Here is a 24,200-nt window from a genome sequence, read left to right as displayed (position 1 = left end):
TTCTCCCGCCGACCGCCCCCGCCGTAGGCACACCGACGGCGGCGACGGCCTCACGATGGCTGTCGCCGCCGTCCGGCGGGGCGGAGCCCGCCCGCCTGCGCTGCCGCCGCGCCGTCAGGGCAGGCGGGGCAGCATGTCCCGCGCACTGTGGCTGAGAACGCGGAGGTTCTCGGCGAACCGCTCCCGGTCTTCTACCGGCAGAGGCGCCAGGAAGTAGCGCTTGATGTTCTCCACGTGCGCCCGGGCCGCGGCGATCGTGGTCTCCTCCCCCTGGGCGGTCAGGCGCACCAGGCGTGCACGCCGGTCGCCGGGGTCCTCGACCCGCTCGACCAGACCGGCCGCCACCATGCGGTCCACCAGGCGGGTGGCCCCTCCCGTGGTCAGCACCTGCTCCTGGGCGATGGCGCCCATCGACAGCCCGGGCTCCCCCGCCCGCCCCAGGATCAGCAGCACCTCGAACATCAAGTGGCTGATGCCGCACTCCACCTCCAGCGCCCGGCCCAGGATGTACTCCAGCCGGTTCGCGGCCCCCTGCAACCGGCCGAAGGCCAGCACCAGGGCGTCGTTCGCCGCTTCCCCCGGCGTCGAGATCTCCGCCTGCTCGTTCACGGCTCCACCACCCCTCTCCTCCTCGCACCCGTCCCTCCCGATCATGCCGCACCCTCGCCGGACCTCACCTGCCGGCTTTGATGCGTCTGCCGGAACGTGCCCGGCGGCACGCCCGTGTGACGGGCGAAGAACTTGCCGAAATTGGTGGGTTCGGGAAAGCCCAGGCGCCGTGCGATGGTCGCCACCGGTTCGTCGGTATGGGCGAGCAGGCGCCGGGCCTCCAGGGCGACACGGCCGTCGATGACGTGCTTGACGGGCTGTCCGGTGGCGGCCGCGCAGGCACGGGTGAGGGTCTTGACGGTGTAGCCGAGGCGGTGGGCGTAGTCGGCGGCGCGCCGGGTGGTGGCGTAGGAGCGCTCCAGTTCGGCGCGGAAGCGGGCGTAGACCTCCCCGCCCGCGTGGGGGTCGCCGTCGCCCTCGGGGTGGGGCAGCCGGTCGACCTGCAACAGCACGGTGGCCAGCAGCAGTTGCAGGATCTCCGAGGACACGTCCCGCGCCGGCCGGCCGTACTCGGCCCGCAGCTGGCCCAGCAGGGTGGACAGCACGGCGTACTCGGGGCTCGCGCCCAGCTGCCGGCACGTGGCCCCGTACCAGTCGCCGACCAGCCGGTCGGCGCTGCTGGCGTGCGGCGGGAACGCCGAAGTGAACAGCAGGTGCGTGCCGTTCGCGGTGCCCGGCCGCACGAAACTCTGCACCTGCCCGGGGCGGACCCACAGCAGGGTGCCGGGGCGGATGGGGTAGGTCACGAAGTCGACGGCGTGCTCCCCGCTGCCCTCGGTGATGAGGGTGAGGGTGTGGAAGTCGACCCGGTGCACCGCGTCCAGCCGGCTGCGCCTGCGTCGGCGTCGCTCGTGCAGGGTGGACAGGTCGATGATCTCGAAGCCGGGGATCCGCTCCTCGGGCGGGTTGAAGTCGAACCGGGGGATGGCGCTGCCCCGGGAAGGGTCGTCCGCGTCATGGTCCGAGGCCGTCATCTCATGGTCCGAGGCCGTCATCGCATTCTCCGAATGTCCTCGATTCACCATGCCGGGTCTCCAGCGTATCTCGCCTGCCAGCGCTTTCGCGGCCAGAGTGGAAGACATCAAGGGCGACGCAAGGCCGCCCTCACCTTCAGGGAGCACCCATGAACGGCACGGTCACGGTCCTCGACAAGGGCGCGGTGCGCATCCACAGCTACATGTCCCCGGCGGACACCTTCCACACCACCACCCAGCTGATCGAGACCCCGGCGCGGATCATCGCGATCGACGCCCAGCTGCTTCCCGCCTACGCGGACGAGGCCATCGCCTACGCCAAGGGCCTGGGCAAGCCGCTTGACCGGCTCATCGTCACCCACGCCCATCCGGACCACTACAACGGCGCGGCGCGATTCGGGGTCCCCGTCCACGCTCTGGCCGTGGTGCGCGAGCAGATCGTCGCGCGCGGCGACAGCCGGCTGCCGACCGGACTGGTCATCCCCGTAGGCGACTTCACCCCGACCGTGGACCTCGTCCCCGGCACCGAGGTCATCGACGGCGTTCCGTTCGTCTTCGAGGCCGTCTCGGGCGGCGAGGCCGCCGACGAACTGATCGTCAAGCTGCCCGAGCAGGGCGTCCTGGTCGCCCAGGACCTCGTGTACAACGACGTCCACCTCTACCTGGGCAACAACGACATCACCGGCTGGCAGCAGGCCGTCGACGCACTGGCCTCCGAGTCCGGCTACGACACCGTCCTCGCCGGTCACGGCCTGCCCACCGGGCCCGAGGTCTACGCGGACGTACGCCGCTACCTCGCCGACGCCCGCGAGCTGCTCGGCGACGACGGCGACGCCTACAAGAAGGCGATCGTGGACCGCTACCCCGCCCACGTCGGCCCCTTCATCATCGACATCGCCAACCGGTCGCTGTTCGACGCCGCCCACTGATCGCACACCTACTCATCGCACACCCGCTGATCACGCACCCACTGATCGCGAAGGGAACCAGGCATCATGCAGATCACCATCATCGGCGCCGGCAACATGGCCCGCGGCATCGCGACCCGCGCCCTGGCGGGCGGCCACACCGTGACCCTCACCGCCAAGGACCCGGCCAAGGCCGCCCGGCTCGCCGAAGAGCTGAGCGCACAGGCGGCGGGCGACGCCGCCGTGCGCACGGATGACGACTCCGCGGTGGACACCGCCGAACTCGTCGTCCTGGCCGTGCCGTTCGCCGCCGCCAAGGAGCTCACGACCTCCCTCGGGGGCCGGCTGAGCGGCAAGGTCCTCGTGGACATCAGCAACCCGGTCGGCACCTCGCTGGACGCGCTCGTCGTCGCCCCGGGGACCTCGGCCGCCGAGGAGATCGCCGCAGTGGCCGCCCCCGGCACCAAGGTGGTCAAGGCGTTCAACACCACGTTCGCCACGACGCTGGTGGCCGGCCAGGTGGGCGGCACCCCGCTGGACGTCTTCATCGCCGGTGACGACGAGGCCGCCCGCGAGCAGGTCGCGGAGCTGGTGACCTCCGGCGGACTGCACGCGGTCGACGTCGGGTCGCTCAAGCACGCACGCGAGCTGGAGGGCTTCCAACTGCTGCACATGGCACTGCAGATCGGCGAGGGCGGCTACGGCTGGGCGAGCACCATCAAGCTCGTCGCGCCCTGATCCCTGCTCCTCTCCTCTCCTGGAGAACCACCCGTGCACGCCGCGCCGGCGGCAGCCGCCCTGCCGGCCTCCGCGGCGGCCACGACCGCCTCCGCCGCCACCGCTCCCGTCTCACGGCCCCGTGTCACCGCCCATTTCGACCTGGCAGCCGCCCAGCAGCCCGAGAACATCACGCTGGGCGCCGACGGATCCACCTACCTGACCTTCTCCTTCGCACGGCAGATCGTCAGGGTCGGCCCGTCCGGCCGCACACAGGTCCTCGCCACCCTCCCGGCTCCCCCGCCCGCCTCCACTCCCGCGTCCCTGGACCATCCATGCCAGAAACACACCCGGCCGCCGCCGTCACGGAGGTCCAGGCCGCCGTCCGGGCAGTCGGCCCCCGTCGCTTGCCGCTCGTCCTGCTCCTGGGCTCGTTGACCGCACTCGGCCCGCTCACCATCGACCTCTACCTGCCCGCGCTCCCGGAGGTCAGCGGGGATCTGCGTGTCTCACAGGCCGTCACCCAGCTCACCCTGACCGCCTTCATGGTGGGCATCGCGGTGGGCCAGCTGGTCATCGGCCCGCTCAGCGACACCCTCGGCCGGCGACGGCCGCTGCTGGCCGGACTGACCGTGTACGTGGTGGCAGGCGCCGTGTGCGCCGTCGCGCCGGATCCGGCGATCCTCATCGGCATGCGAGGAGTGCAGGGGCTGGCCGGCGCGGCGGGCATCGTCATCGCCCGGGCCGTCGTCCGCGACCTGTACGACGGTCTGGGCGCGGCCCGGCTGCTGTCGTCGCTGATGCTGGTCTCCGGCACCGCGCCGATCCTGGCTCCGGTCCTCGGTGCCCAGCTGCTGCGCCTGACCTCCTGGCGCGGCGTCTTCGTCGCCCTCGCCCTGCTCGGCCTGGCCGTCCTGACCGCCACCGCCGCGCTGCTGACCGAGACGCTGCCTATCCCCCGGCGCCGCCCCGGCGGACTCGCCATCACCCTGCGCACCATGCGCGGCCTGCTCCAGGACCGCCCTTTCACCGGCTACCTGCTCACCGGCAGCCTCGGCTTCGCGGCCCTGTTCGCCTATATCGCCGGCTCCTCCTTCACTCTCCAGCGGATCTACGGCGCCTCCCCGCAGGCCTACAGCCTGCTGTTCGCCCTCAACTCGATCGGCATGGTGGCGACGGGTCAGCTGAACGGCAAGGTCCTGCTCGGCCGTTTCCCCTCGCACCGCATCCTCACAGCGGGCCTGATCGTGCTCGCCTGCGCAGGCACCACCCTGGCCCTGCTGGTGACGACCACGCACGCAGGCCTGCCCTGGATCGCGGCTGCCCTGTTCCTCATCGCCTGCCCCGTCGGTATGATCTTGCCGACCACCACGGCGCTCTGCCTTCAGCGCGCCCCGCACACGGCAGGCAGCGCGTCGGCGCTGCTGGGCACCACCCAGTTCCTCATGGGCGCTCTCGCCCCGGCCCTGGCCGGCCTCGGCGGCCAGAACACGGCCCTGCCCATGGCCGCGTCAATCCTCGGCCTCGCGCTGGCCGCGGCTGCCTGCTTCCTGGCCCTGTGCCGTCCTTGGAGAGCCACCCCCGACCCGCTCGCTCAGTGAGCGCGGGAAACCTCAAAAGCGAGCCATTTCCATGGAAAGAGTTTCCGCAGCGGCGGACATCCTGGCCTACGAAACCCTCACGTTGATCAGCCGTCTCGCCGAAACCTCGGTGAACCGCGTTCTGCAGCAGGAGTTCGCTCTCGCACGGGAGGAATACGCGACCCTCTCCCATCTCCACAGATCCCCTCACCAGTTCCTGCACATGACGGAGTTGGCCACCGCGCTCGGATTCTCCAGAAGCCGCGTGTCCCGCGCCGTCGCCCGTCAGGAACTCCGGGGGCTGATCTCCCGCACGGCATGCCCAAGGGACGCCCGCGCGGCCCACGCGGCCGTCACCGATCAGGGCATCGTCCTCCTCCAGCAGGTCAGCGGCCTCTACGAAGCCACCGTGCGCGGCAGCCTCACGCAGCTCGGCATCGACACCGAGCAGATGACGGGCCTGGTGGAACACCTGACGGCGAACGGGTCCGCTCACCCCATTACGACCGACCGGGCCTTTCTGACGCTTACACGTGTCGCAAGTGGCTGTCATTTTGTCGGACACACACGTACAAGCGGCGGACGCGGTCGCTAAATTGATCCCGCGGGCGCCGCAGACCACAGCGGCCGCGATCCCGCTCTTTCTCCCTTCCTCGCCCACCTCGCGGCATGCCTTCCGGCATGCACTCCCCCCAACAATTGGAAAGCGCGCAAGTGATGAGAATCCTTCAGCGGTTCGGTCCGGGACTGGTCATCTCCGCGATGACGGTCGTGCTGGGCACGCCCGGGCCGGCCGCCGCCGACGAGGCGAGCGCCGACAACGGCGCCACCTACTACATCTCGCTCGGCGACTCCCTTGCCTCGGGCTACCAGCCGGACGTCGACAAGGACACCCACCTCGCCTACACGGACCGGCTCTACGCACAGCTCGAGCAGCGCGACCCGGGGCTGAAGCACATACGCCTCGGCTGCACCGGGGAGACCACGCAGTCGCTGATCAAGGGCGGCACCTGCCACTACCCCGGCGCCGCGTCCCAGCTCGATGCCGCGCTCAAGGCCATGACCCAGCACCACGGCAAGGTCGCCTACGTGACGCTCAGCGTGGGCGCCAACGACATCCAGGCGTGCGTCAGCCCCGCCGGGACCCTCGACGGCACGTGCCTGAACAACGCGAGCCAGGCCATGGGGAAGAACCTCGCCCGGATCACGGGCGCGCTCCACAAGGCCGGCACGGCGAACACCCGGTTCAGCGGCTCGACGTACTACAACCCGTTCCTGGCGACATGGCCGGCGGGTGACGCGGGGCAGAAGGCCGCCAAGGCATCGGCGCCCCTGATCAACGAGGGCAACCAGGGGATCGCCCAGGTGTACGCGGCCACCGGCTTCAAGGTGGCGGACGTGGCCGGGGCCTTCTCGTCGGACGACTTCGGCACACTCGTCGACGTGCCCGGCGCGGGCAAGGTCCCGGCGAACGTGGCCGCGATCTGCCGGCTCACCTGGGCGTGCACGCCGAAGCAGGACCCGCACCCCAACGCCGAGGGGCACAAGGTGATCGCGTCGGCCTTCGCGGCGACGCTGTCGAAGAAGAGCGATGCTCCCGGCCGGAAGCCGGCCCCCGGGGGCAGTACGTCCCCGTCCCCCGTCCCCGTGAACCACACGAGCGCCAACCACCCCACCACGAACGGGGATCTCGCCGAGACCGGCGCGTCGAGCAGCACACCCCTGGTCGCCGGTGGCGGTCTCGCGGTCGTGGTGGCCGGCAGCGCCGCGGTCTACTTCGGACGCAGGCGCCGCACGGCCGGCCAGAGCTGACGGACCCGCCGGAGAGCCGGGCCGCCCGCGACACCCCGGGCGGCCCGGCCGCGCTGGTTCCGCTAGCGGCGTCCGGGATGCAGCCCGAGCCACCCCGGGGACGGCGCGCCCGTCACCTCGCCGACGTAGAGGGTCAGCTGCTGCCGGAAGCGTTCCACCAGGGCCCGGTCGTCCATGAACGCGGCGAAGCCGTCCACGTGGGCGTTGGGATACTCCCAGATGGGGCGGTAGCCCCGGTGAGGGGCCACGTCGGTGCGAACCGACCACATGTAGAAGTCGGACTGGGTCTGCTTCGACAGCCACCAGTTGAGGTAGAGCTTGGCGGCCGCGGGGTGCTTGGCGTGCCGGAAGACGGCGGCGCGCTGGGCCCAGGCCATGAAGGGGTCGTGCCGCGGGACGACGAACCGGGTCTTCACACCGTCGGCGGGGGTGAGCATGCCGTCCGTGCCGAGGGCGACGGCCGCGGTCCCCGCCTCGACGCGGTCCGCGGGTTCCTGCGTGCCGCGCACCCAGGCGACGTCCTGGGCGACGAAGCGCCGCAGCCAGTCCCAGCCGTGGGTGTCGACAAGGGTCTTGTAGAGGTACAGGACCGCGTCGTCGTCGTTGGGGTACGTCGAGACAATCTTCCCCTTCCAGCGCGGGTCGAGCAGGTCCCGGGCCGAGGCGGGCGCGTTCGAGCCGGTCTTGTCGACGTTGTAGATCGTGGAGAAGGCGTCGACGAAGATGCCGGTCCACGCGCCGTCGGGGTCCTTGAAGGCGGGGTGGACGCGGGAGAAGCCGGCCGGCTTGTAGGGGAGCAGCGCTCCTTCGTGCTTCCAGCGGGGGAAGTCCTGGAGGGTCTGCAGCTGTACGACGTCGGGGACCAGGGTGCCGGTGGCGAGCTGGTTGTCGATGCGGGCGTCGTGGAACTTGCTGTAGTCCACGACGATGTTCAGCGATATGCCGGGGAACGCCTTCTCGAAGGCGGCCTTGTTGCCGTCCTGCTGGGTCGCGGTGTCACCACCCGCGTAGACGGTGAGCACACCGCCCTCCGCTTTGGCCTCGCGGTACAGCTGCGACAGGCTCTTGGTCTCCTCGCCGCCGCGTGCGGCCGCGTGCCCCGTTCCGGCGCCCAGTGCGGCTCCTGCGGCTGTGAGCGACCCCGCTACGAGGATCTGACGTCGTCCGACCGGCATGTTCGTTCCCTTCGGTGTGATGACTACCTCGAAACAGCTTCCACGGAAGCTTTATTTCAAACTTCAAGTTACAGTGATGCCTGGTAGCCAGGGCTCAGCGACCCGAAGAGGGGATGAACATTGCTGTACGGTCAGCTTTATGAGCGATCTGCTGAACGACCCGGCGGTCGTCCTCTACGGGGACGTCCTGCGCCTGACGGACGCGGTCGGAGGGCGGGCCGAGCGCACGATCCGGGAGGCATCGGGACTCGGCGGCTCCGAGTTCGAGGTGCTGCTGCGCCTGGCCCGCCACCCGGAGCGCCGGACGACCGCTGCCCGCCTTGCCGAGGATCTGTCGTTCACCTCGGGTGGGCTGACCCGGCTCATCGCACGTATGGAGACGGCTGGGCTGATCACTCGTCTGCCCCATCCCGACGATCGCCGGGCCACTCTCCTGGAGGCCTCTCCGAAGGGGTACGAGCTACTGGAGCGCGCCCTCACCGCACACGTCCCGCAGATCACCGCCGACCTGATGGAACCCCTCACTCCTGTCGAGCGGCTGATGCTGCGTGAGCTCGTGACCAAGGTGCTCGTCCACTGCGCGCGCGGCACGGTGAGTCCCCCCGAGTGACGCTGACGCTCCCCCGCCGACCGCGCCCCGAAAGAACCGGAAGAACCGGAAGAACCGGAAGAAGAGAACCGCAAGAAATGGAGTCCCCCGTGAAGATCCTCCTCATCGGCGCCACCGGCATGATCGGCTCCCGGGTCGCCTCGGAAGCGCTGGGTCGCGGCCACGAGGTGACCGCCGCGACCCGCTCCGGCGCGGCGGCGGCCCTGCCCGAGCACGACTCCCTGACCGCGCTGGCCCTCGACGCCGCCGTGCCCGCCAAGGTCGCCGAGGCCGCCGCCGGGCACGATGTGGTCGTCTCCGCCGTCTCCCCGCCCCGCGACGGCTCCGACCCGGCCGCTCCGCTGCTGGCGCTCTACCGCTCCATACTCGAAGGGCTGCGCACCGCGGGCGTTCGCCGTCTTGTCGTCGTCGGCGGCGCCGGCAGCCTGAAGACCCCCTCAGGGCTCGACCGGGTCGACACCCCCGACTTCCCCGCGCTGTACAAGGGCGAGTCTCTCGCTCACCGGGAGGTCCTGCGTCTGCTGCGCGCCGAGGTGGACGACCTGGAGTGGACCTACATCTCCCCCGCCGACGAGATCGCTCCCGGCGAGCGCACCGGCACCTTCCGCCTCGGCGGCGACGAGCTGCTGACCGCCGAGGACGGCAGCAGCTTCATCAGCGCCGAGGACTACGCGGTGGCTCTGATCGACGAGGTCGAGAAGGGCGAAACGATCCGGCGTCGCATCACCCTGGCGTACTGACCGCCGGTGGGCCTCACAGAGCAGTGAAGGTCCACATCAGATTGGTGCTGCCGTCGTAGGTCCATTGCTTGGTGACCGAGCCGGAGGGCACGTTGCCGCCGCCGTCGAGGACCAGGCCGGTGGTGCGGTTGGCGATCGAGTAGCGGCCGTCGCCCCGGTGGGTGATCCGCCACTGCTGGTTGCCGCCACCGTTCCAGGCGGCCTGCCGGGCGGAGGAGCCGTCGGCGGCGGCGCCCCAGCCGTCGGCGACCATGCCGTTGGCGCGGTTGACCAACTTGTAGTAGCCGCCGCCGACTTCGACCGCCTGCCAGTGCAGGTTGGGGCTGTTGTCCCAGCCCCATTGCTTGAGGTCGGAGCCGGAAGCGACGTCGCCCCCGGAGTCCAGGGCCAGGCCGTCCGTGACGTTGGTGATCCTGAAGTACGAGGACGGCGCGAACTGGACCCTCAGCGAGGCGACCCTGTCGCTGCCACCGGTGCTCCGAAGGTCGGGAACGTCGGTGCTGAAGATCCAGGAGGTGCCGGTGAAGTCGTCTTTGGAGTAGCCGGTCATCTGGTAGCCGGGGGCCAGTCGCAGTGAGGACAGGCTGCGGGGCCCGAGACCGGCGAGCCTGAGCTGGTCAGCGTCGTAATCGCCGGCAGCGAGGACCGCGGCCGGCCCGCGGTAGCCGGAGTCCGGGAAGGCCACGGCACCGCGCAGAGGGCGCAGACCGGGGATCTGACCGGAGAACTCGAGCTTCAGAACGTATGCGTGGGCCTGGAACGGCGCTGCCCCCGGGAGGTTCACCTTCAGGCCCGTCGCGCCCTGCACGGGCTTGGGCAGGGTGATGTAGTGACCGGCCTCGTCGTCGAGCAGTTTCACCGACCGCAGCGAGCCGAGGTCGATCCGGTCGGAGTTGAGCGTGCCGATCGTCAGCGAACTTCCGGGCCAGCCCAGGACGGTGGCGTACAAGGCGGTGTTGGCCTTGTTCCGGGTGAACCGGATGTCCTGCGCCGTGCCGGCGGTCGGGTTGGTGAAGGCACCGCCGCCCATCTTCGTCGGGCCCTCGCCATAGGCGGTCCAGGCGCGGGTCGAGTACACCGACTCCCCGAAGCGCTTCAGGTAGTCACCGATGCCCAGCAGGATGTCCTTCTGCGCCTGCGGGATGGTGCCGTCGATCTCCGGCGCGACGTTGAGCAGCATGTTGCCGTTCTTGCTCACCCGGTCGAGGAACGAGTGCAGCATCTGCTGGATGCTGTAGTAGCCGATGCCCTCCGTGTAGCACCAGCTCGAGCTGGAGATGCTGTCGTCGGTGAGCCAGTACGGAGTGGTGAGGTCGGCCGGGCCGCCGCGCTCGTAGTCGAAGACCTGACCGCGGTCGCTCATGCCGTCCTTGTAGGTGGCGACGACTTCCTTGCCCCAGGCGTCGGCCTGGTTGTAGTAGTACGCCAGGAAGTTCAGCCGCTGTTTCTCGTCGACAGCGTCGAGCTTGAAGTCCTGCCAGATGATGTCGGGGCGGGCGCGGTCGATGACCTCCTTGAGTTTGTCGTACCAGAGCTGGTTCTCCTCGGCCGTACTCAGCTGCCCGTACAGCTTCTTGAGGCTGGGGTCCGTCTGTGCGGGCACGTGGTCGAAGAAGCCGTTGAAGTGGTACGCGTGGTGCATCGCCACCAGGAGCTTGAGGCCCTTGGCGCGGATGGCGTCGGTGAACAGCCGCAGCAGATCGAGCTTCGGGCCCTTGGCGACCGAGTTCCACTCGCTGACCTTGCTGTCCCACATCGAGAAACCGTCGTGGTGCTCGGCGACGGGGCCGGCGAACCTGGCACCGGCGTCGACGAACAGCTGCACCCACTCCTCGGGGTCGAAGTTGCCGCCCGCGGACTTGAGCTTCGGGGCGAACTGCACGGTGTTGCCCGCGAGATCCTTGCCCCCGTCGATGAAGTTGCGGTAGGGCCAGGCCGAGGGCGTGCCATAGGTGGCGACATGGTGCTTGTTGGCCGCACTGCCCTCGATGTACATGTGGCGCGGGTACCACTCGCTCTCGTAGGCGGGGACGCTGAAAGCACCCCAGTGGAAGTAGATGCCGAACTTCGCGTCTTTGAACCACTCCGGGGCCGGCGGATGCCGGTCGACCGAATCCCAGTCGGGCGTGTAGGTGCGGGTGCGGGGCACTGCCCGCGCTCTGTTGGTTCTGCTCGACATGGGCGTTCCTGCGACGAAGGGGAAGGGGGGTGCGACCGGAGGCGATACTCCCGAGCACCCTGGGGCCAGGGACGAAGGTCGACCATGCGGCCCACCCATGTCAACGGGTGTCCGCCTGATTGATGGGATGGATACCACGGGCAGGCAGGGCTCTGTCGAGGAATCCGGATCTCCAGCCCTTCCTCATCCCATCAATCACGCGCGGTGCAGCCCCGCCGATCCGTCAGACGGTACGCCGCTGGAACTGCTGGTTGGCGGCGGTGGAGCTGCAGGTCCACTGGATGAGGCGGGCGCCGTTGGCGGTGGAGCCGTTCGCGACGTCCAGGCACAAGTTGCTGTTCCGGGACTTGAGGTGGTACGAGCCGTTGCCCTGGTCTTCGAGCAGCCACTGCTGGTTGGTGCCGGTGGTGCAGTGGTACTGCTGCACGTAGGCGCCGGGGTCGCCGGAGCCGTTGGCCACGTCGAGGCACTTGCCGCTGTGCTCGGCGATGATCTGGACGTAGCCGCTGTCCGTGGCCTTCAGCCGCCACTGCTGGTTGAGGCCGCCGTTGCAGTCGTACTGCACGACGTCATAGCTGTCGGCTGCGGAGTTGTCCTTGACGTCGACGCACCTGCCGCTGTGCCCGGCGACGAAGGTGTAGTAGGGGCCACCGCCGGCGCCGGTGATCGTGCCGGCCGCCGGGAAGTAGACGCCGCCCCGCTTGAACAGGGCCGGTGCCTCGCGGAAGGCGCCGGGCCATGGGTTGGCGACCAGGCTGTCGATGCCGGTGTAGTCGGCGGTCAGCTTGTAGATGTGGAGGTCGGCGTTGTTGTTCGCCGCCGAGACGAAGTACCCCGTGCCGTCGTCGTCCTTGAACAGGGTGTCGTCGCGGGACATCTCACCGAGCGGCCGGAAGCTCCCCTGGTAGGTGTAGGTGCCGCCGTACGACGTCGGCGCAGACGGCAAGGTGGCGATCAGCGGTATCAACCGCACCCGCATCCCCGAGGACAGCGTCGTCGGCGTCACCCTGGACCGCTCCGTGCAGCCGGCCGACATCGCCGCGGGCAAGTCCGTCACCGCCGGCAGCGAGGAGAGTTCCAAGGGCAACACCGCGGCCAAGGCCGTCGACGGCTCCACCGCCACCCGCTGGTGCGCCAACGACGGCAGCACCGGCCACTGGCTCAAGGTCGACCTCGGTTCCACCCGCTCGCTGACCGGCACCCGCATCGCCTGGGAACTGGACAAGACCAACTACCGGTACAAGATCGAAGGCTCCACCGACAACAGCACGTGGACCACACTGGCCGACAACACCGCCACCCTCTCCACCAGTCAGGTCCAGGCCACCGTCTTCCAGGCCCAGGCACGCCACGTCCGCGTCACCGTCACCGGACTGCCCTCGGCCACCTGGGCGTCCATCCGCAGCCTGGAGGTCTACGACCGGCCCTTCACCGCCGACCTCGGCACCTACAAGATCATCAACAACCGGAGCAAGAAGGCACTGGACGTCGCCGAGGGGGGCGCCCCGGTCATCCAATATCCCTACGGCGGCGGGACCAACCAGCAATGGAACCTGCTGCCGAACATGGACGGCTCCTTCCGGCTCGCCAACGTCAAGAGCAAGATGCTCCTGCAGAGCCCCAACCCCACCCAGGGCACCACCCTCACCCAGGGGCTCGACAACGGCACCGACAACCAGTGGTGGAAGCTGGTCCCTTCCACCACCAGCGGCTACCACCGGCTCGTCGACGTCCGCGCCGGATGGTGCGCCGACGTCGCCGGCGGCTCCATCGACGACCGCACCGACATCATCCAATGGCCCATCGCCGGCGGAGACAACCAGGAGTGGCAGATCGTCAGCGTCTGACCAGGCGGCCCAGGGGCCAGGCCGTTCGCTCGCGGGGTGCGCCACGGTCCGGGGCGGTGTCGAATGCTCCATTCCGTGGTGCAGTCGGGTCATGACCCCACTGCCCACAGCCGACCAGGACGCCCCGACGCCTCCCCGGCGCGAGCGTCCCTCCCGGCTCATCGACGTCGCCGTCGCCCTGCTGCTCCTGGTCGCGGACGCGGTCATCGTCGTGGTCGCCGTGGTGCTGCTCGTCGCGGTCGGGTTGGGGTCGGGGGGCTCGCCGGACTCCCCTTCGACCGCACGCTCCTCCGACACCCCGGTCCTGGCATGGCTCGTCATCTGGGGCGTTCCGGCGGTGGCGGCAACCGGCGCCGTCGTGCACGCCCGCCTGAGGATGCCCGTCACGGCTGTCGTCCAAGGCCTGTTCACCCTCGCCTGCGCCTTCCTGGCCATCGCGTGGACGCGCATGCTGCTGTCGTGAGGGAGGCGCACCCCGCGCGCACCGAGCAGGAACGGGCCCGTCCGGTCGAGGTCTCACCACGTCACGGGCAGCTCCAGCGGGAAGCGCCGGATGGTCCGGGTGTCCCAGCGCACGGCCTCGGCCGGAACCGCCAGGCGCAGGCCGGGCAGGCGGGTGAACAGCACCCCGATCGCGGTGCCGAGTTCGGCGATCGCGAGCGTGCTGGCGATGCAGTGATGGTTGCCCCAGCCGAACGTCATGTGGGGATGGGGCGAACGGTCGACATCCAGGGCGTCGGGATCCGCGAACACCGCCGGGTCCCGGTTGGCCGCCAGATAGGAGACGTGGACGAAGTCACCCGCGCGGATCAGCACTCCCTCCACTTTCACGTCCTCCAGGGCGACGCGCGGGATGCCGACGCCCTTGCGGAAGGGGATGTGCCGCAGGAGTTCGTCCAGCAGCCGGGGCAGCTGCTCGGGACCGCGCCTCAGCAGGTCCAGGAGCTCGGATCGGGTGAGCAGGGTGAAGGCGAAGTTGCTGATCTGACAGGTCGCCGTGTCGTTGCCGCTGAGGATGAGGGTCAGTGCCAGTACGGCCAGCTCGTCGTCGCTCAGCGGCTCCTCCCCCTGCTCGCAGGCGGCCATGGTGTTGATGAGGTCGTCACCCCCTTCCCCCCGGCGTTCGGCGACGAGCGCGGTGAAGTAGGAGCGCAGGAACTGCTTGGCCTCGGCCGCCGCCTGCCTGGCTTCGGGGGCGGTCGTGAGCATCTGCTGGGTGTGGCGCAGCATGAGAGGCCGGTCCGCGGCGGGTACGTCCAGCAACTCGCAGATGGTGTGGTTGGGCAGCTGCGCGGACAGACTTCGGACCAGGTCGGCCGGGGAGCCGTGCTCGATCATCTCGTCCACGAGGCGGTGGGCCACCTGCTCGATGGCCGGCGTCATACGCTTCACGCCGCTCTGCGTGAAGGCCCGGGCGGCGGCATGACGGAGTCGGGTGCTGCGCGGCGGGTCCATGACGTTGAGGGACTCCGGGGAGACGATCGGCTCGGGGGTCATCCGGGGGTAGTCACGGCCGACGATGCCGGCCCGGCTGAACCTCGCGTCGGTCGTCACCTGACGTACGCCGTCGAAGCTGGTGACCAGCCACGCGTCGGCTTCTCCGTAGGGCAGCCGGATACGGCTGACCGGGCCGTCGGCCATGAGCTGTCCGAGTGACGGGTCGAAGACCAGTTGCTCACTGAAGTCGAAGGGGCAGGCGGCGACGTGGGCCATGTGTGCTCCTGAGCGCGTGCGGCGGTGCGGCCATGCGGGCGAAGCCGGGGGCCCGGGGCTGCGGCCGCCCGGCCCTCGGGGGACATTTCGCATAGTGCGGCAGAGCGCCGCTCCATGCACCCAGTGCCGGGTCAAACGGCAGAGAGCGGGGAGACATGCCCGATCCGACTCCTCCGACACCGCAGCAGCCGGCCGTTGACGTGCTGGTCGTCGGCGGCGGCCCCACCGGTCTCACTCTCGCCTGCGACCTGGCCAGGCGTGGTGTGCGCACCCATGTCATCGAGGCCGCCGACCGGCTCCTGACCGGGTCGCGCGGCAAGAGCCTGCAGTCACGCACGCTTGAGACCTTCGCCGATCTCGGTGTCGCCGACGCGCTGATCGCCGCCGGCTCCGCCTTCCCGCCCATGCAGACCTGGCGCGACGGTGAGCGCCAGGGCGAGTGGCAGCTGATCCAGCCGGACCCCGAGGCCCCGGTGTCACGGTACCCGCGGCCATGGCTGGTTCCTCAGTGGCGTACGCAGGACATCCTGCGCGATCGACTGCTCGGCCTGGGCGGGACGCTGGAGTGCGGTGCCCGGCTCACCTCCCTCACTCAGACCGCCACGCGCGTGACGGCCGAGGTGAAGCACTCCGGCGGGAGCCGTCACCCGATGTCGGCGCTCTACCTGGTGGGCGCCGACGGCAGCCGCAGCACGGTGCGTGAGTCCCTGGGCATCGCCATGAAGGGTGAGGAGAGCGGGCTGCGCTCGGCCGTGGTGGCGGACGTCGGCGTCGAGGGACTGGATCGCGATCACTGGCACATCTGGCCCGACCCGGCAGGTGAACTGCTGCTGTGTCCACTGCCCGGAACCGACGACTTCCAGCTGAACGCCAAGATCACCGGTGAGGAGTTCACCGCGACGCCCGAGACCGTGCGCGGCCTGGTCGCCGCTCGTACCCATCTGCCCTCCGACGCCGTCACAAACGTGCGGTGGTTCTCGTTCTACCGGCCTCGTACCGCGATGGCCGAACGCTTCCGTCAGGGACGGGTCTTCCTCGCCGGGGACGCCGCACACGTGCATCCGCCCGGCGGTGGCCAAGGGTTGAACATCGGTGTGCAGGACGCCTACAACCTGGGCTGGAAGCTGGGCCAGGTCATCGGCCGCCATGCTCCGGACACGCTGCTGGACAGTTACGAGGACGAGCGCCGGGCCGCCGCGGCGGACACGCTGGACCTCAGCACGCGCCTGTACCGAGCCGGCCGCAAACCTCAGAACGCCGACGAGCAGGCACGCCACCGGGGGCGGGTCTGCCACCTGCTGTCGGTGCACTACCGCGACAGCGAGCTCTCGACCGACGCGCGGGAGCGCCGTCCCCCGACCGGTCCGCAGGCCGGCGACCGGGCGCCCGACCTTCCGTGCGTCACCACCGAGGGCCCCTGCAAGAACCTCTTCGACCTGCTGAGAGGCCCGGACTTCGCTGTGCTCGCGGTGAACTGTGCCGCGCCCCCCGAGGCAGTGGGGCTGCGCACCCACCAGGTGACCGGCGGGCCGCTCGCGCAGGAACTCGGCACCGGGCTGTTCCTCATCCGCCCGGATCACCACATCGCTCTGGCCGCTGACGGCCCCGAGCATCTCGCCCGCTACCTGGAGGGCGTCGGTCTGAGGTAGCAGGTGCATGCATCTCGAGTACCGGCCCCGTCCGGCTCCTTCAGGGCCGATGCAGGTCAGGCGCAGGTCCGGTGGCGAGACGTCACCGGACCTGCCGGAGCGTGACGTCAGCGTCGGCGGGCCCAGCCGCCACCGACACCGGCCACCTGCAGAGCCAGACACATCAATCCCAGCAACATGACGTTCGTCGAAGAGAACACATCGTTGGTGCTGATCTCTGCCGCGTTGATCAGGAACGCCAGGAAGAACAGCACTGCCGCGACTATGCCGAGCATGACGAGCTCCTCTCGAAGGGGATGCAGCCCGTATGCCCCGCCTTCACGCCCGCAGACACCGGGGCGTTCGCCCGCCTGTGCGAGCGCCGACGAAGTCTTCCGGCAGCCGCAACTCGCACCTCGGGTGTCAACTCGCCCTGCACATCCTCTCGTTGACACCGGATATCGCAGACCTGAAGCCGACGCCGGGCAAAAGGACGCTGCTCAGCGGGAACAAGCCCCTGCTCTTGTCCGTACCATCTCCCTCCAGGACACGTGCGGTACGACAGGAAGGGGCAGCGCCATGCCCGAGACAGCAACTCCCGCCACCGAACTGGCATCGCAGTACATCGCCCAGGTGACGGGCGACCTCGATGCGAACCTGAAGGAACAGGAACGCATCAGCGCGGACATCGCCTCCCTGCAGGAGCAGCTCACCGCTCTGCAACATGACCACAGCGTGCTGGTAAGCATGCAGCAGGCACTCGGCATCACCCAGGCCCGGACCGGGCCCGCGGCCGAGTCCGAGAGCGCCACCGTGCCCGCTCCTCGACGGAAGAAGGCCGCCGCCGCGGCCGGCGGGAAGCAGAAGGCACGCAAGTCGGCTGCCGCGCCCGCCAAGAAGACGGCCCGGAAGCCCGCGGCCACGAAGGCGAGCACCGCACAGGCCGCCGAGCTGACGCTGGTCGAGCTCATCCGCCGCCACCTCTCCGAGCAGAAGGAGCCGCGCTCCGCCGCCGAGATCTCCACGGCGCTCGGCCAGGCCCACCCCGGCCGTGACATCTCGCCCAAGGTCGTACGCGTCACCCTCGAAGGCCTCGTGGCCAAGAGCGGGGCCGAGCGCTCGAAGCAGGGCAGGTCCGTCTTCTACAGCGCGCCGGCGCAGAGCGTGGAGGCCGCATCCGAAACCGGGACACAGCCCGAGCCCACGGACAGCTGACGGCAGGAGCCACCTGCCCGCCCGACAGGAGCGCCTGACACAGCGCCGGCCGGGGCCCTCTGAGCGCTGGTCCGATGCGCTGCCGGTGAGCGCACCTTGCGATAAGTTGCCCGCCATGACTGAACCAGGGCCCGAGTCCCTCAGGGGGGCGCCCGCTCCCTTGCGGACCGAACGGCTCGTGCTCCGCGCGTCCGAGGCACGGGACCGTGCCGCGTTCATCGAACTGTTCGCGTCGCCGGACGTGGGCACCTACATCGGCGGCGCCCGCCCGCGTGATGAGCTCGAGCGTGTCGTTCCCGAGGTGCCGGGGCGTCGCTCCGGCCTTTTCGTGATCGAATTCGAGGGGGCGATGATCGGCATGGTCACGCTTGACCGGCGTGGCGCGGAGCGTCCGGGTCATGTCCGGCCGGAGGGCGGGGAAGCCGAACTCGGTTACATGCTGCTGCCGGAAGTCTGGGGGTGCGGCTATGCCGCCGAGGCGTGCGCTGCGGCGCTCGACCGGTTCAGCCACGCGTATCCCGGCGAGCCGGTGGTGCTCTGCACTCAGACCGCCAACGAGCGGGCGATGCGCCTCGCGGTGAAGCTGGGGTTCGCCGAGGTGGAGCGGTTCGAGGAGTACGACGCCGAGCAGTGGTTCGGGGTGTGGGAGCAGGCCACGCCCGCCGGTTGAGCGGCCGCCTCCCACGAGGGGAGAACGGCGTCTCGGGCCGGGACTGAGTCAGCTCACGGGGTGGGCGCAGGCGTCTGCCGTGGCCGGGGCGTCGGTCGGCTGCGCGTGTCCGGGGGCCGCCGGTTCCGGGCGGGTGTCCGGGGTGTCGAGGCGGAGCATGGCTGCCTCGTCCGGGGTGCCGGGGGCTGCCTGGTAGACGACCATGCGCTGGCCGCCCGTCCTGGCCAGTCGCATGACCTCGTAGGTCAGGGTCATCGGGCCGACCTCGGGGTGCCGGAACGCCTTCTGGCCGCCGCCGCGTTCGCAGACGTCGTATCGCTCCCAGAGGGCGGCGAACTGCGGTGACGTCAGCATCAGTTCGCCGACGAGTGCGGCGAGTTCGGGGCTGTCCGGGTCGGCCCCGGCGACCGCCCGCAGATGCGCGACCGACCGGGCGACGGTCTCCTCCCAGGGCTCGTAGAGCGTCCGGCCCACCGGGTGCAGGAAGACATAGCGCGTCAGGTTCCGCTGGTCCTCGGGCCAGTCCCACAGCCCGGGCAGCAACCGCCGGCCGGGCGGGTTCGCGGCCAGGACGCGGCTGTGCCGGCTCACCACGTAGGCGGGCAGCGGACGGACCGACTCCAGCATCCGCAGCACCGAGTCGCGTACGTCGTGGTCCGCGCAGGCCTGCAGCTCGGAGGCGCGGCCGGAGGCCAGCTCCGCGAGTTCGTGCAGGCGCTCGAAGCCGTCGCCGCGCAGCCGGAGGGTACGGCCGAGGGCGTCCACGACTGCCGGAGAGGGGTTGGTCTCCCGGCCGCGCTCCAGGCGGATGTAGTAGTCGACGCTCACTCCGGCCAGTGCGGCCAGCTCCTCGCGACGCAGTCCGGGAGTGCGGCGCAGGCCCGCGCCGGCCGGGAGACCGACATCCTCCGGGCGTACCTGCGCTCTGCGGGCCTTCAGGTATCGGCCCAGCTCCGTGCCCCTCGCATCCCCTGCTGTCATCCGGGCATTGTCGCAGGTGGTCAAGAGGTGTGAGGGGCCGTGTCAGGGCCAGGAACGCCGCACCCCGGGCTGAGTGCGGTCTGTCGGGGGCCGCGGGCAGGGCGGAGGGTGTGTGGTGGAGCGGGCGGCCCGGCCGCCGGAGCCCAGGGGGTGCGCGACACCGGACCGCGGCCCCGGTGCGCCGAGGCCGCCCGCCCGGGCCCGTCCCTTGCACCCTCCCTTTCCCCAGCCGTTCTCGCGGATTTCAGGAGCTCACCATGCCGGCCACCCCGCCCCTGCCCTCCTCCACCGCCTCAGCTCCCGGGCGCGAGGCAGAGGCGACGGCACCCAAGCCAGGGCGACATACGCAAACGCCGGACCAGGGCCTACCGGTCGGGCCGACCTCCGAGACCGTCACCGCGCCGCGACGGGGCGGCGCCGCCCTGGTCGCCTCACTGCTCGGCTTCACAGTGATCACCATCGACGTCTCGGCCGTGAACATCGCGCTGCCCTCCATCCGGAGCTCCCTCGACAGCGGAATGTCCGGACTGCAGTGGGTCGTCGACGCCTACACTCTGATGTTCGCGGCGCTGATGCTCTCGGCGGGCGCGCTCGCCGACCGCACCGGCGCCCGCCGCGCCTACACCTGGGGCGTCGCCCTGTTCACCCTCGCGTCCCTCGCGTGCGCACTGGCACCCGACATCGGTGTGCTGATCGCCTCGCGCGTGGCGCAGGGCGCTGCCGCCGCGATCGTCATGCCGGCCTCGCTGGCACTGATCCGGCAGGCCTACGAGGACGCGCGGGCGCGCGCCCGGGCCATCGCCCTGTGGACGGTCGGGGGCTCGGTGGCGATGGCCGCGGGGCCTGTGCTGGGCGGACTGCTCACCGACACGGCCGGCTGGCGGGCGGTCTTCCTGCTCAACCTTCCCGTGGGCGCGGTCGTCCTGGGCCTGCTGGTCCGGGTGCCGCGTTCTGCGCGCCGGCCCGCATCGCTGGACGTCGCCGGCCAGCTCACCGCCGTAGTGGCCCTGGCAGGGCTGGCGTTCGCGGTGATCGAGGGCGGCCACCTGGGCTGGACCAGCGGACCCGTCCTGGGCGCCGCCGCGCTCGCGCTCGTCTCCGGTTGCGCCTTCCACGCGGTGGAGGCCCGGCACCCTCGGCCGATGGTTCCGCCGGCCATGCTGAGGGACCGCCGGGTAGCCGTCCCACTCGCCGTCGGATTCGCCGTCAACGCCGCCTTCTACGGAGGGATCTTCCTGCTCGGGCTGTACTACCAGCAGCTGCGCGGCATGTCGGCCGTCGCGGCCGGTTTGATGTTCGTGCCGATGTCGGCGGTCGTGACGGCGACCAACCTGGTGTCCCCTCGCCTCGCCGAGCGAGTCGGGCGACGCCCGGTCATCGTCATCGGGCAGCTCGTCTTCACCGGAGCGATGCTGGCCATGCTGCCCCTCGCCGCACAGACCCCGCTGTGGCTCGTGCTCGTCCTGCTGTTGCCGCTCAGCGTCGGCGGGGCACTCGCGGTGCCCGCCGTGACGGCGCTGCTGATGGATGTCGTCCCGCAGGGGCGGGCAGGAACGGCCTCCGGGCTCCTCAACTCCCTTCGCCAGACCGGCGGTGCGCTCGCCGTCGCCCTCTTCGGAGGTCTGCTCTCCGGGCCCGGCGGAGCCTTCTCCCTTCCGGGCATGCGCGTGGGCCTCCTCACGGTCGCCGCCCTCCTCCTCGCGACCGCCGCTCTCGCCCGGCTCCTCCTGCCCCGGGGGTGACGTGGCGCCGCCGCCCAGGTCCGCAAGCGGCAGCCCGCCGTGGTCGGCACCAGGGGCCGGCTCGGCGTCACCGCTGCCGCGACATGCGGCACGATGGGCCCTCGACGAGGAGGACCCGGTATGAGCTACGACTTGCGGGCAGTGATCGCGGCCGGAGAGGCACTGCGTGTGGCCACACGGGGCCTGACTGCCGCCCGGACGACATCGATCGGACAGGGTCTGTCGCTCCTGCCGGTGACGGACGCGCTGCGCGAAAGCGTTGCAGACGGGGGTAGGCCAGGCGCGTTGGGCTTCCATGGGCTCCCGGGCGCGTTCGAGGAGATCCTGGCCGACTGGTCGACCCGTGGGCCTGTGGCGTACGTGGAGGCCGAGTACTTCGGCGGGGTGGGCGAACAGGGGGCTGCAGTGTGGGACGGCGGTGGCCTCGTGCTCGGACCGCTCCGTGTGGAGGAAGGCGAGCCCTTCGCGCCGGCCGGCAGCGCTGTCTCTCAAGCGCTACGGCGGCTTGGAGTCGTAAGGAGCGCCGGTCAGGACGAGTTTTCGGCCGTCGGTCTGGACCGGCACCGGTGCACCGACGCGTGGGGTGCCCTGACCCGTACCGGCTGAGGCCACGGAGTGGCTCGGCAAGGTGGCAGGTCACCGGCCGGTGCGCGGCGGGGCCACGCCGCCGGATGGACCAAGCAGCCGGTTTGGGGTGCAAGGGACATAATCTGCGCGATATGAAGAAATGCCATATCGCACCTCTGGCGTGTCTGGCGGCGCTGGTCGGGACGGGGCTCGGTGCCGCTCCGCCCACCGCCGCCCACACGGTTCATGTCGTACGACCGGGAGAATCGATCCAGAAGGCGGTGGACGCCGCCCGGCCGGGCGACACCGTGCTGCTCGCGCGCGGCACCCACCACGGGAGCGTCAACGTGACCACGCCGGGGCTCACCCTGCAGGGCATGGGCCGCGGCACGGTACTCCGGCCGGCGCAGGGCACGAGCACCGCCACCACCGCCCCGAGCACCGCTTCGCCCCTCGCGAAGGCCGCCGACAGCTGTGCCGCGGCCGGCAACGGCATCTGTGTGGTGGGCACGAAGGACCACGGCGCCGACGACGTCACCATCGCCTCCCTGACGGTGACCGGCTTCGACAAGACCGGCATCTACGCCCACGAGGCCGACGGGCTGACCGTGCAGGATGTCACCGCCGTCGGCAACGGGGTGTGGGGCATCGCCACCGAGTATTCGCTCCGTGGCGTGTTCCGCGGCAACACAGCCCGGGACAACGGCGACGCGGGCCTGCTCCTCGCCAACTCGGTGAAGGAGGAGCTGGGGGCCCCGGACACCGGGGGCACCGTGGTGGAGCACAACCGGCTGGAAGGCAATCGGATCGGCGTCACCGTCCGCCGGCTGCGCAACCTGACGGTCGAGGGCAACCACCTCACGGGCAACTGCGCGGCGGTTTTCGTCGTCGGAGACGAGAACAAGCCCAAGGCCGGCTTCGTGACCGTGCGCGCCAACCGCATCGAGCGCAACAACAAGTCCTGCCCCAAGACCGCACGGCTGGACGCCCTGCAGGGATCCGGCATCGTGGTGACGGGCGCGGACGACAACCTGATCACACACAACGTGATCAAGGACAACGTCGGCAACTCCTCCTTGTCGGGAGGCATCGTCCTGTTCAAGAGCCTGGTGGGCACGCCCAGTGAGCGGAACCGGATCAGCGACAACCTGCTGCAGGGCAACTCCCCCGCGGACCTGGTCAACACGGACACCGGCCTGGGCAACACGTTCCAGGACAACTCCTGCGGGTCGTCCCGGCCCACCGGTCTGTGCTGACCGCCCACCTCGTTCTTCGTGAACCCGGGGCTCGTACCCAAGCCCCGTGATCCTCGTGCTTCACACGACCCCAGAAGGAAGGAAGGCGGCACATGACGACCACTCAGCCTGCCCCTGCGCCGTCCATGCGACTGCGGGAACTCGCATTCGGGGCGGCATGTGCCGCCGCCCTGCGCGCGGCCGCCCGGCTGGGCGTCGCCGACGCCCTCGGTGACACCCCCATGGCCGTGGAGGACATCGCGGCCGCGGTGAAGACCGAACCCCGCCCGCTGCGCCGGCTCCTGCGGGCCCTGTCCTGCTACGGCGTCTTCGCCGAGCAGCCGGACGGTACCTTCGCGCACACCGACGTCTCCCGGCTGCTGCGCGAGGACGACCCCGACAGTCTGCGCGCCATCTCGCTGTGGTGCACCGAGCCGTGGACCTGGGACGCCTGGCCGAAGCTGGACGAGGCGGTGCGCACCGGCCGCAATGTGGTGGAGGGCCTGTACGGCAAGGAGTTCTTCCCGTACCTCAACGAGGACGCCCCGGAGTCGGCCGACGTCTTCAACCGCGCCATGACGACCTCCAGCGTGCAGTCGGCGCGCGATGTCGCCGAGTTCCTCGACCTGTCGGGGAGCGCGTCGGTCGCCGACATCGGCGGGGGCCAGGGACACGTGGTCGCGAGCCTGCTGGACAAGTACCCCACGATGCACGGGACGCTGCTCGATCTCCCCCGGGTGGTGGAGAACGCCCTGCCGAGACTGCGCGCCGGGGGCGACCTCGCGGACCGTGCGCGCGTGGTGCCGGGCGACGTCCGGACGGCCGTCCCGGTGCAGGCCGACGTCTACGTCATCAAAAACATCCTGGAGTGGGACGACGAGAGCACGGCCCGCACGCTGCGCAACGTCCGTGAGGCCGGTGGTCCCGGGACGCGGGTCGTGGTCATCGAGAACCTCGTCGACGACACGCCGTCCATGCGGTTCAGCACCGCGATGGACCTGCTGCTGCTCCTCAACGTGGGCGGGGCGAAGCACACCACCCGGAGCATGGTGGACCGGCTGACCGATGCCGGCCTGGTCATCGACGACATCAGTCCGGTCAACCCCTACCTGCACGCGTTCGACTGCCACGTCCCGGGCTGATCCGACCGCGTCCCGTGGAGCCCTGGTGCCCGGGGCGCCACCGCAACCGCCGGGGGGGGGGGGGGCCCCCGCCCCCCCCCCCCCCCCCCCCGGGGCCCCCGGGGGCCCCCCCCCCCCCCCCCCCCCCCCCCGGGGGATGGGGGCCCCCATCGCGTC

Annotated in this window: 25 protein-coding genes; 17 read left to right on the top strand and 8 right to left on the bottom strand. The window is 70.5% G+C overall.

Annotation, left to right across the window (positions count from 1 at the left end; all coding sequences use genetic code 11):
• Positions 1 to 114: 114 nt before the first annotated feature.
• Together ACFCXS_RS32850 and ACFCXS_RS32845 are read right to left on the bottom strand one after the other, a co-directional pair.
• Complete coding sequence (locus tag ACFCXS_RS32850) at positions 115 to 609, bottom strand: MarR family winged helix-turn-helix transcriptional regulator (protein WP_376647001.1); 495 nt, start codon at positions 607 to 609, stop codon at positions 115 to 117.
• 41 nt (positions 610 to 650) lie between these two features.
• Positions 651 to 1,604 (bottom strand): helix-turn-helix transcriptional regulator, encoded by a 954-nt coding sequence (locus ACFCXS_RS32845; protein WP_376647000.1) that lies wholly within the window; start codon positions 1,602 to 1,604, stop codon positions 651 to 653.
• 128 nt (positions 1,605 to 1,732) lie between these two features.
• Here ACFCXS_RS32845 and ACFCXS_RS32840 point away from each other — a divergent pair, with 128 nt between their 5' ends.
• From ACFCXS_RS32840 to ACFCXS_RS32815, 6 genes are all read left to right on the top strand, one after another.
• The gene (locus ACFCXS_RS32840) at positions 1,733 to 2,512 is read left to right on the top strand and encodes an MBL fold metallo-hydrolase (RefSeq protein WP_376646999.1); all 780 of its coding nucleotides are present in this window, start codon (positions 1,733 to 1,735) and stop codon (positions 2,510 to 2,512) included.
• Between the two features lie 66 nt (positions 2,513 to 2,578).
• Complete coding sequence (locus ACFCXS_RS32835; protein WP_376646998.1) at positions 2,579 to 3,229, top strand: NADPH-dependent F420 reductase; 651 nt, start codon at positions 2,579 to 2,581, stop codon at positions 3,227 to 3,229.
• 33 nt (positions 3,230 to 3,262) lie between these two features.
• Positions 3,263 to 3,646, top strand: a complete 384-nt coding sequence (locus ACFCXS_RS32830) for a hypothetical protein (RefSeq protein ID WP_376646997.1) — start codon at positions 3,263 to 3,265, stop codon at positions 3,644 to 3,646.
• The gene (locus ACFCXS_RS32825) at positions 3,643 to 4,809 is read left to right on the top strand and encodes a multidrug effflux MFS transporter (RefSeq protein ID WP_376646996.1); all 1,167 of its coding nucleotides are present in this window, start codon (positions 3,643 to 3,645) and stop codon (positions 4,807 to 4,809) included. The genes ACFCXS_RS32830 and ACFCXS_RS32825 overlap by 4 nt, the downstream gene beginning before the upstream one ends.
• Positions 4,810 to 4,840: 31 nt before the next feature.
• Entirely contained in the window at positions 4,841 to 5,383 is a 543-nt protein-coding gene (locus ACFCXS_RS32820; protein WP_376646995.1) for a MarR family winged helix-turn-helix transcriptional regulator, read from the top strand.
• Between the two features lie 122 nt (positions 5,384 to 5,505).
• On the top strand, positions 5,506 to 6,600 hold the full coding sequence (locus tag ACFCXS_RS32815; RefSeq protein ID WP_376646994.1) for a GDSL-type esterase/lipase family protein: 1,095 nt from the start codon (positions 5,506 to 5,508) through the stop codon (positions 6,598 to 6,600).
• A gap of 62 nt (positions 6,601 to 6,662) precedes the next feature.
• Here the strand turns inward: ACFCXS_RS32815 and ACFCXS_RS32810 are convergent, their stop codons facing one another.
• Positions 6,663 to 7,775: an ABC transporter substrate-binding protein gene (locus tag ACFCXS_RS32810; protein WP_376646993.1), complete on the bottom strand. Its 1,113-nt coding sequence runs from the start codon at positions 7,773 to 7,775 to the stop codon at positions 6,663 to 6,665.
• 139 nt (positions 7,776 to 7,914) lie between these two features.
• On the opposite strand from ACFCXS_RS32810, the gene ACFCXS_RS32805 reads away from it, so the two are divergent.
• Both ACFCXS_RS32805 and ACFCXS_RS32800 read left to right on the top strand, forming a co-directional pair.
• Positions 7,915 to 8,385: a MarR family winged helix-turn-helix transcriptional regulator gene (locus tag ACFCXS_RS32805; protein ID WP_376646992.1), complete on the top strand. Its 471-nt coding sequence runs from the start codon at positions 7,915 to 7,917 to the stop codon at positions 8,383 to 8,385.
• 89 nt (positions 8,386 to 8,474) lie between these two features.
• On the top strand, positions 8,475 to 9,125 hold the full coding sequence (locus ACFCXS_RS32800) for an NAD(P)-dependent oxidoreductase (RefSeq protein ID WP_376646991.1): 651 nt from the start codon (positions 8,475 to 8,477) through the stop codon (positions 9,123 to 9,125).
• A gap of 13 nt (positions 9,126 to 9,138) precedes the next feature.
• Here the strand turns inward: ACFCXS_RS32800 and ACFCXS_RS32795 are convergent, their stop codons facing one another.
• Together ACFCXS_RS32795 and ACFCXS_RS32790 are read right to left on the bottom strand one after the other, a co-directional pair.
• Positions 9,139 to 11,304 (bottom strand): alpha-L-fucosidase, encoded by a 2,166-nt coding sequence (locus ACFCXS_RS32795; RefSeq protein WP_376646990.1) that lies wholly within the window; start codon positions 11,302 to 11,304, stop codon positions 9,139 to 9,141.
• A 223-nt stretch (positions 11,305 to 11,527) separates the two neighbouring features.
• A complete protein-coding gene (locus ACFCXS_RS32790; RefSeq protein WP_376646989.1) occupies positions 11,528 to 12,250 on the bottom strand; it encodes an RICIN domain-containing protein in 723 nt (240 codons plus the stop codon).
• On the opposite strand from ACFCXS_RS32790, the gene ACFCXS_RS32785 reads away from it, so the two are divergent.
• Both ACFCXS_RS32785 and ACFCXS_RS32780 read left to right on the top strand, forming a co-directional pair.
• Entirely contained in the window at positions 12,219 to 13,151 is a 933-nt protein-coding gene (locus ACFCXS_RS32785) for an RICIN domain-containing protein (RefSeq protein WP_376646988.1), read from the top strand. The genes ACFCXS_RS32790 and ACFCXS_RS32785 overlap by 32 nt on opposite strands.
• 91 nt (positions 13,152 to 13,242) lie before the next feature.
• Complete coding sequence (locus ACFCXS_RS32780) at positions 13,243 to 13,614, top strand: hypothetical protein (RefSeq protein WP_376646987.1); 372 nt, start codon at positions 13,243 to 13,245, stop codon at positions 13,612 to 13,614.
• A gap of 53 nt (positions 13,615 to 13,667) precedes the next feature.
• On the opposite strand, the gene ACFCXS_RS32775 is transcribed toward ACFCXS_RS32780, so the two are convergent.
• Positions 13,668 to 14,864: a cytochrome P450 gene (locus ACFCXS_RS32775; RefSeq protein ID WP_376646986.1), complete on the bottom strand. Its 1,197-nt coding sequence runs from the start codon at positions 14,862 to 14,864 to the stop codon at positions 13,668 to 13,670.
• Positions 14,865 to 15,019: 155 nt separating this feature from the next.
• Here ACFCXS_RS32775 and ACFCXS_RS32770 point away from each other — a divergent pair, with 155 nt between their 5' ends.
• A complete protein-coding gene (locus tag ACFCXS_RS32770) occupies positions 15,020 to 16,513 on the top strand; it encodes an FAD-dependent oxidoreductase (protein WP_376646985.1) in 1,494 nt (497 codons plus the stop codon).
• A 107-nt stretch (positions 16,514 to 16,620) separates the two neighbouring features.
• Here the strand turns inward: ACFCXS_RS32770 and ACFCXS_RS32765 are convergent, their stop codons facing one another.
• Positions 16,621 to 16,788 carry a hypothetical protein gene (locus tag ACFCXS_RS32765; RefSeq protein WP_199825594.1) on the bottom strand — a complete coding sequence of 56 codons (168 nt, stop codon included), beginning with the start codon at positions 16,786 to 16,788 and terminating at the stop codon, positions 16,621 to 16,623.
• A 283-nt stretch (positions 16,789 to 17,071) separates the two neighbouring features.
• Here ACFCXS_RS32765 and ACFCXS_RS32760 point away from each other — a divergent pair, with 283 nt between their 5' ends.
• Together ACFCXS_RS32760 and ACFCXS_RS32755 are read left to right on the top strand one after the other, a co-directional pair.
• On the top strand, positions 17,072 to 17,707 hold the full coding sequence (locus ACFCXS_RS32760; RefSeq protein ID WP_376646984.1) for a hypothetical protein: 636 nt from the start codon (positions 17,072 to 17,074) through the stop codon (positions 17,705 to 17,707).
• A gap of 115 nt (positions 17,708 to 17,822) precedes the next feature.
• Positions 17,823 to 18,377: a GNAT family N-acetyltransferase gene (locus tag ACFCXS_RS32755; RefSeq protein WP_376646983.1), complete on the top strand. Its 555-nt coding sequence runs from the start codon at positions 17,823 to 17,825 to the stop codon at positions 18,375 to 18,377.
• A 48-nt stretch (positions 18,378 to 18,425) separates the two neighbouring features.
• On the opposite strand, the gene ACFCXS_RS32750 is transcribed toward ACFCXS_RS32755, so the two are convergent.
• Positions 18,426 to 19,358 carry a helix-turn-helix domain-containing protein gene (locus tag ACFCXS_RS32750; protein ID WP_376646982.1) on the bottom strand — a complete coding sequence of 311 codons (933 nt, stop codon included), beginning with the start codon at positions 19,356 to 19,358 and terminating at the stop codon, positions 18,426 to 18,428.
• Between the two features lie 257 nt (positions 19,359 to 19,615).
• On the opposite strand from ACFCXS_RS32750, the gene ACFCXS_RS32745 reads away from it, so the two are divergent.
• The 4 genes from ACFCXS_RS32745 (at position 19,616) to ACFCXS_RS32730 (ending at position 24,044) form a co-directional block, all read left to right on the top strand.
• Positions 19,616 to 21,100 (top strand): MFS transporter, encoded by a 1,485-nt coding sequence (locus ACFCXS_RS32745; RefSeq protein ID WP_376646981.1) that lies wholly within the window; start codon positions 19,616 to 19,618, stop codon positions 21,098 to 21,100.
• A 120-nt stretch (positions 21,101 to 21,220) separates the two neighbouring features.
• Positions 21,221 to 21,706: a hypothetical protein gene (locus ACFCXS_RS32740; RefSeq protein ID WP_376646980.1), complete on the top strand. Its 486-nt coding sequence runs from the start codon at positions 21,221 to 21,223 to the stop codon at positions 21,704 to 21,706.
• 113 nt (positions 21,707 to 21,819) lie between these two features.
• A complete protein-coding gene (locus ACFCXS_RS32735) occupies positions 21,820 to 22,923 on the top strand; it encodes a nitrous oxide reductase family maturation protein NosD (protein WP_376646979.1) in 1,104 nt (367 codons plus the stop codon).
• A gap of 92 nt (positions 22,924 to 23,015) precedes the next feature.
• Positions 23,016 to 24,044 (top strand): methyltransferase, encoded by a 1,029-nt coding sequence (locus tag ACFCXS_RS32730; protein ID WP_376646978.1) that lies wholly within the window; start codon positions 23,016 to 23,018, stop codon positions 24,042 to 24,044.
• Positions 24,045 to 24,200 lie beyond the last annotated feature (156 nt).

The sequence above is a fragment of the Streptomyces sp. NPDC056373 genome (assembly GCF_042262425.1).
GTDB lineage: Bacteria > Actinomycetota > Actinomycetes > Streptomycetales > Streptomycetaceae > Streptomyces.
Note: the sequence above shows the minus strand (reverse complement) of the source record. Positions and strands in the feature narration are given on the sequence as shown.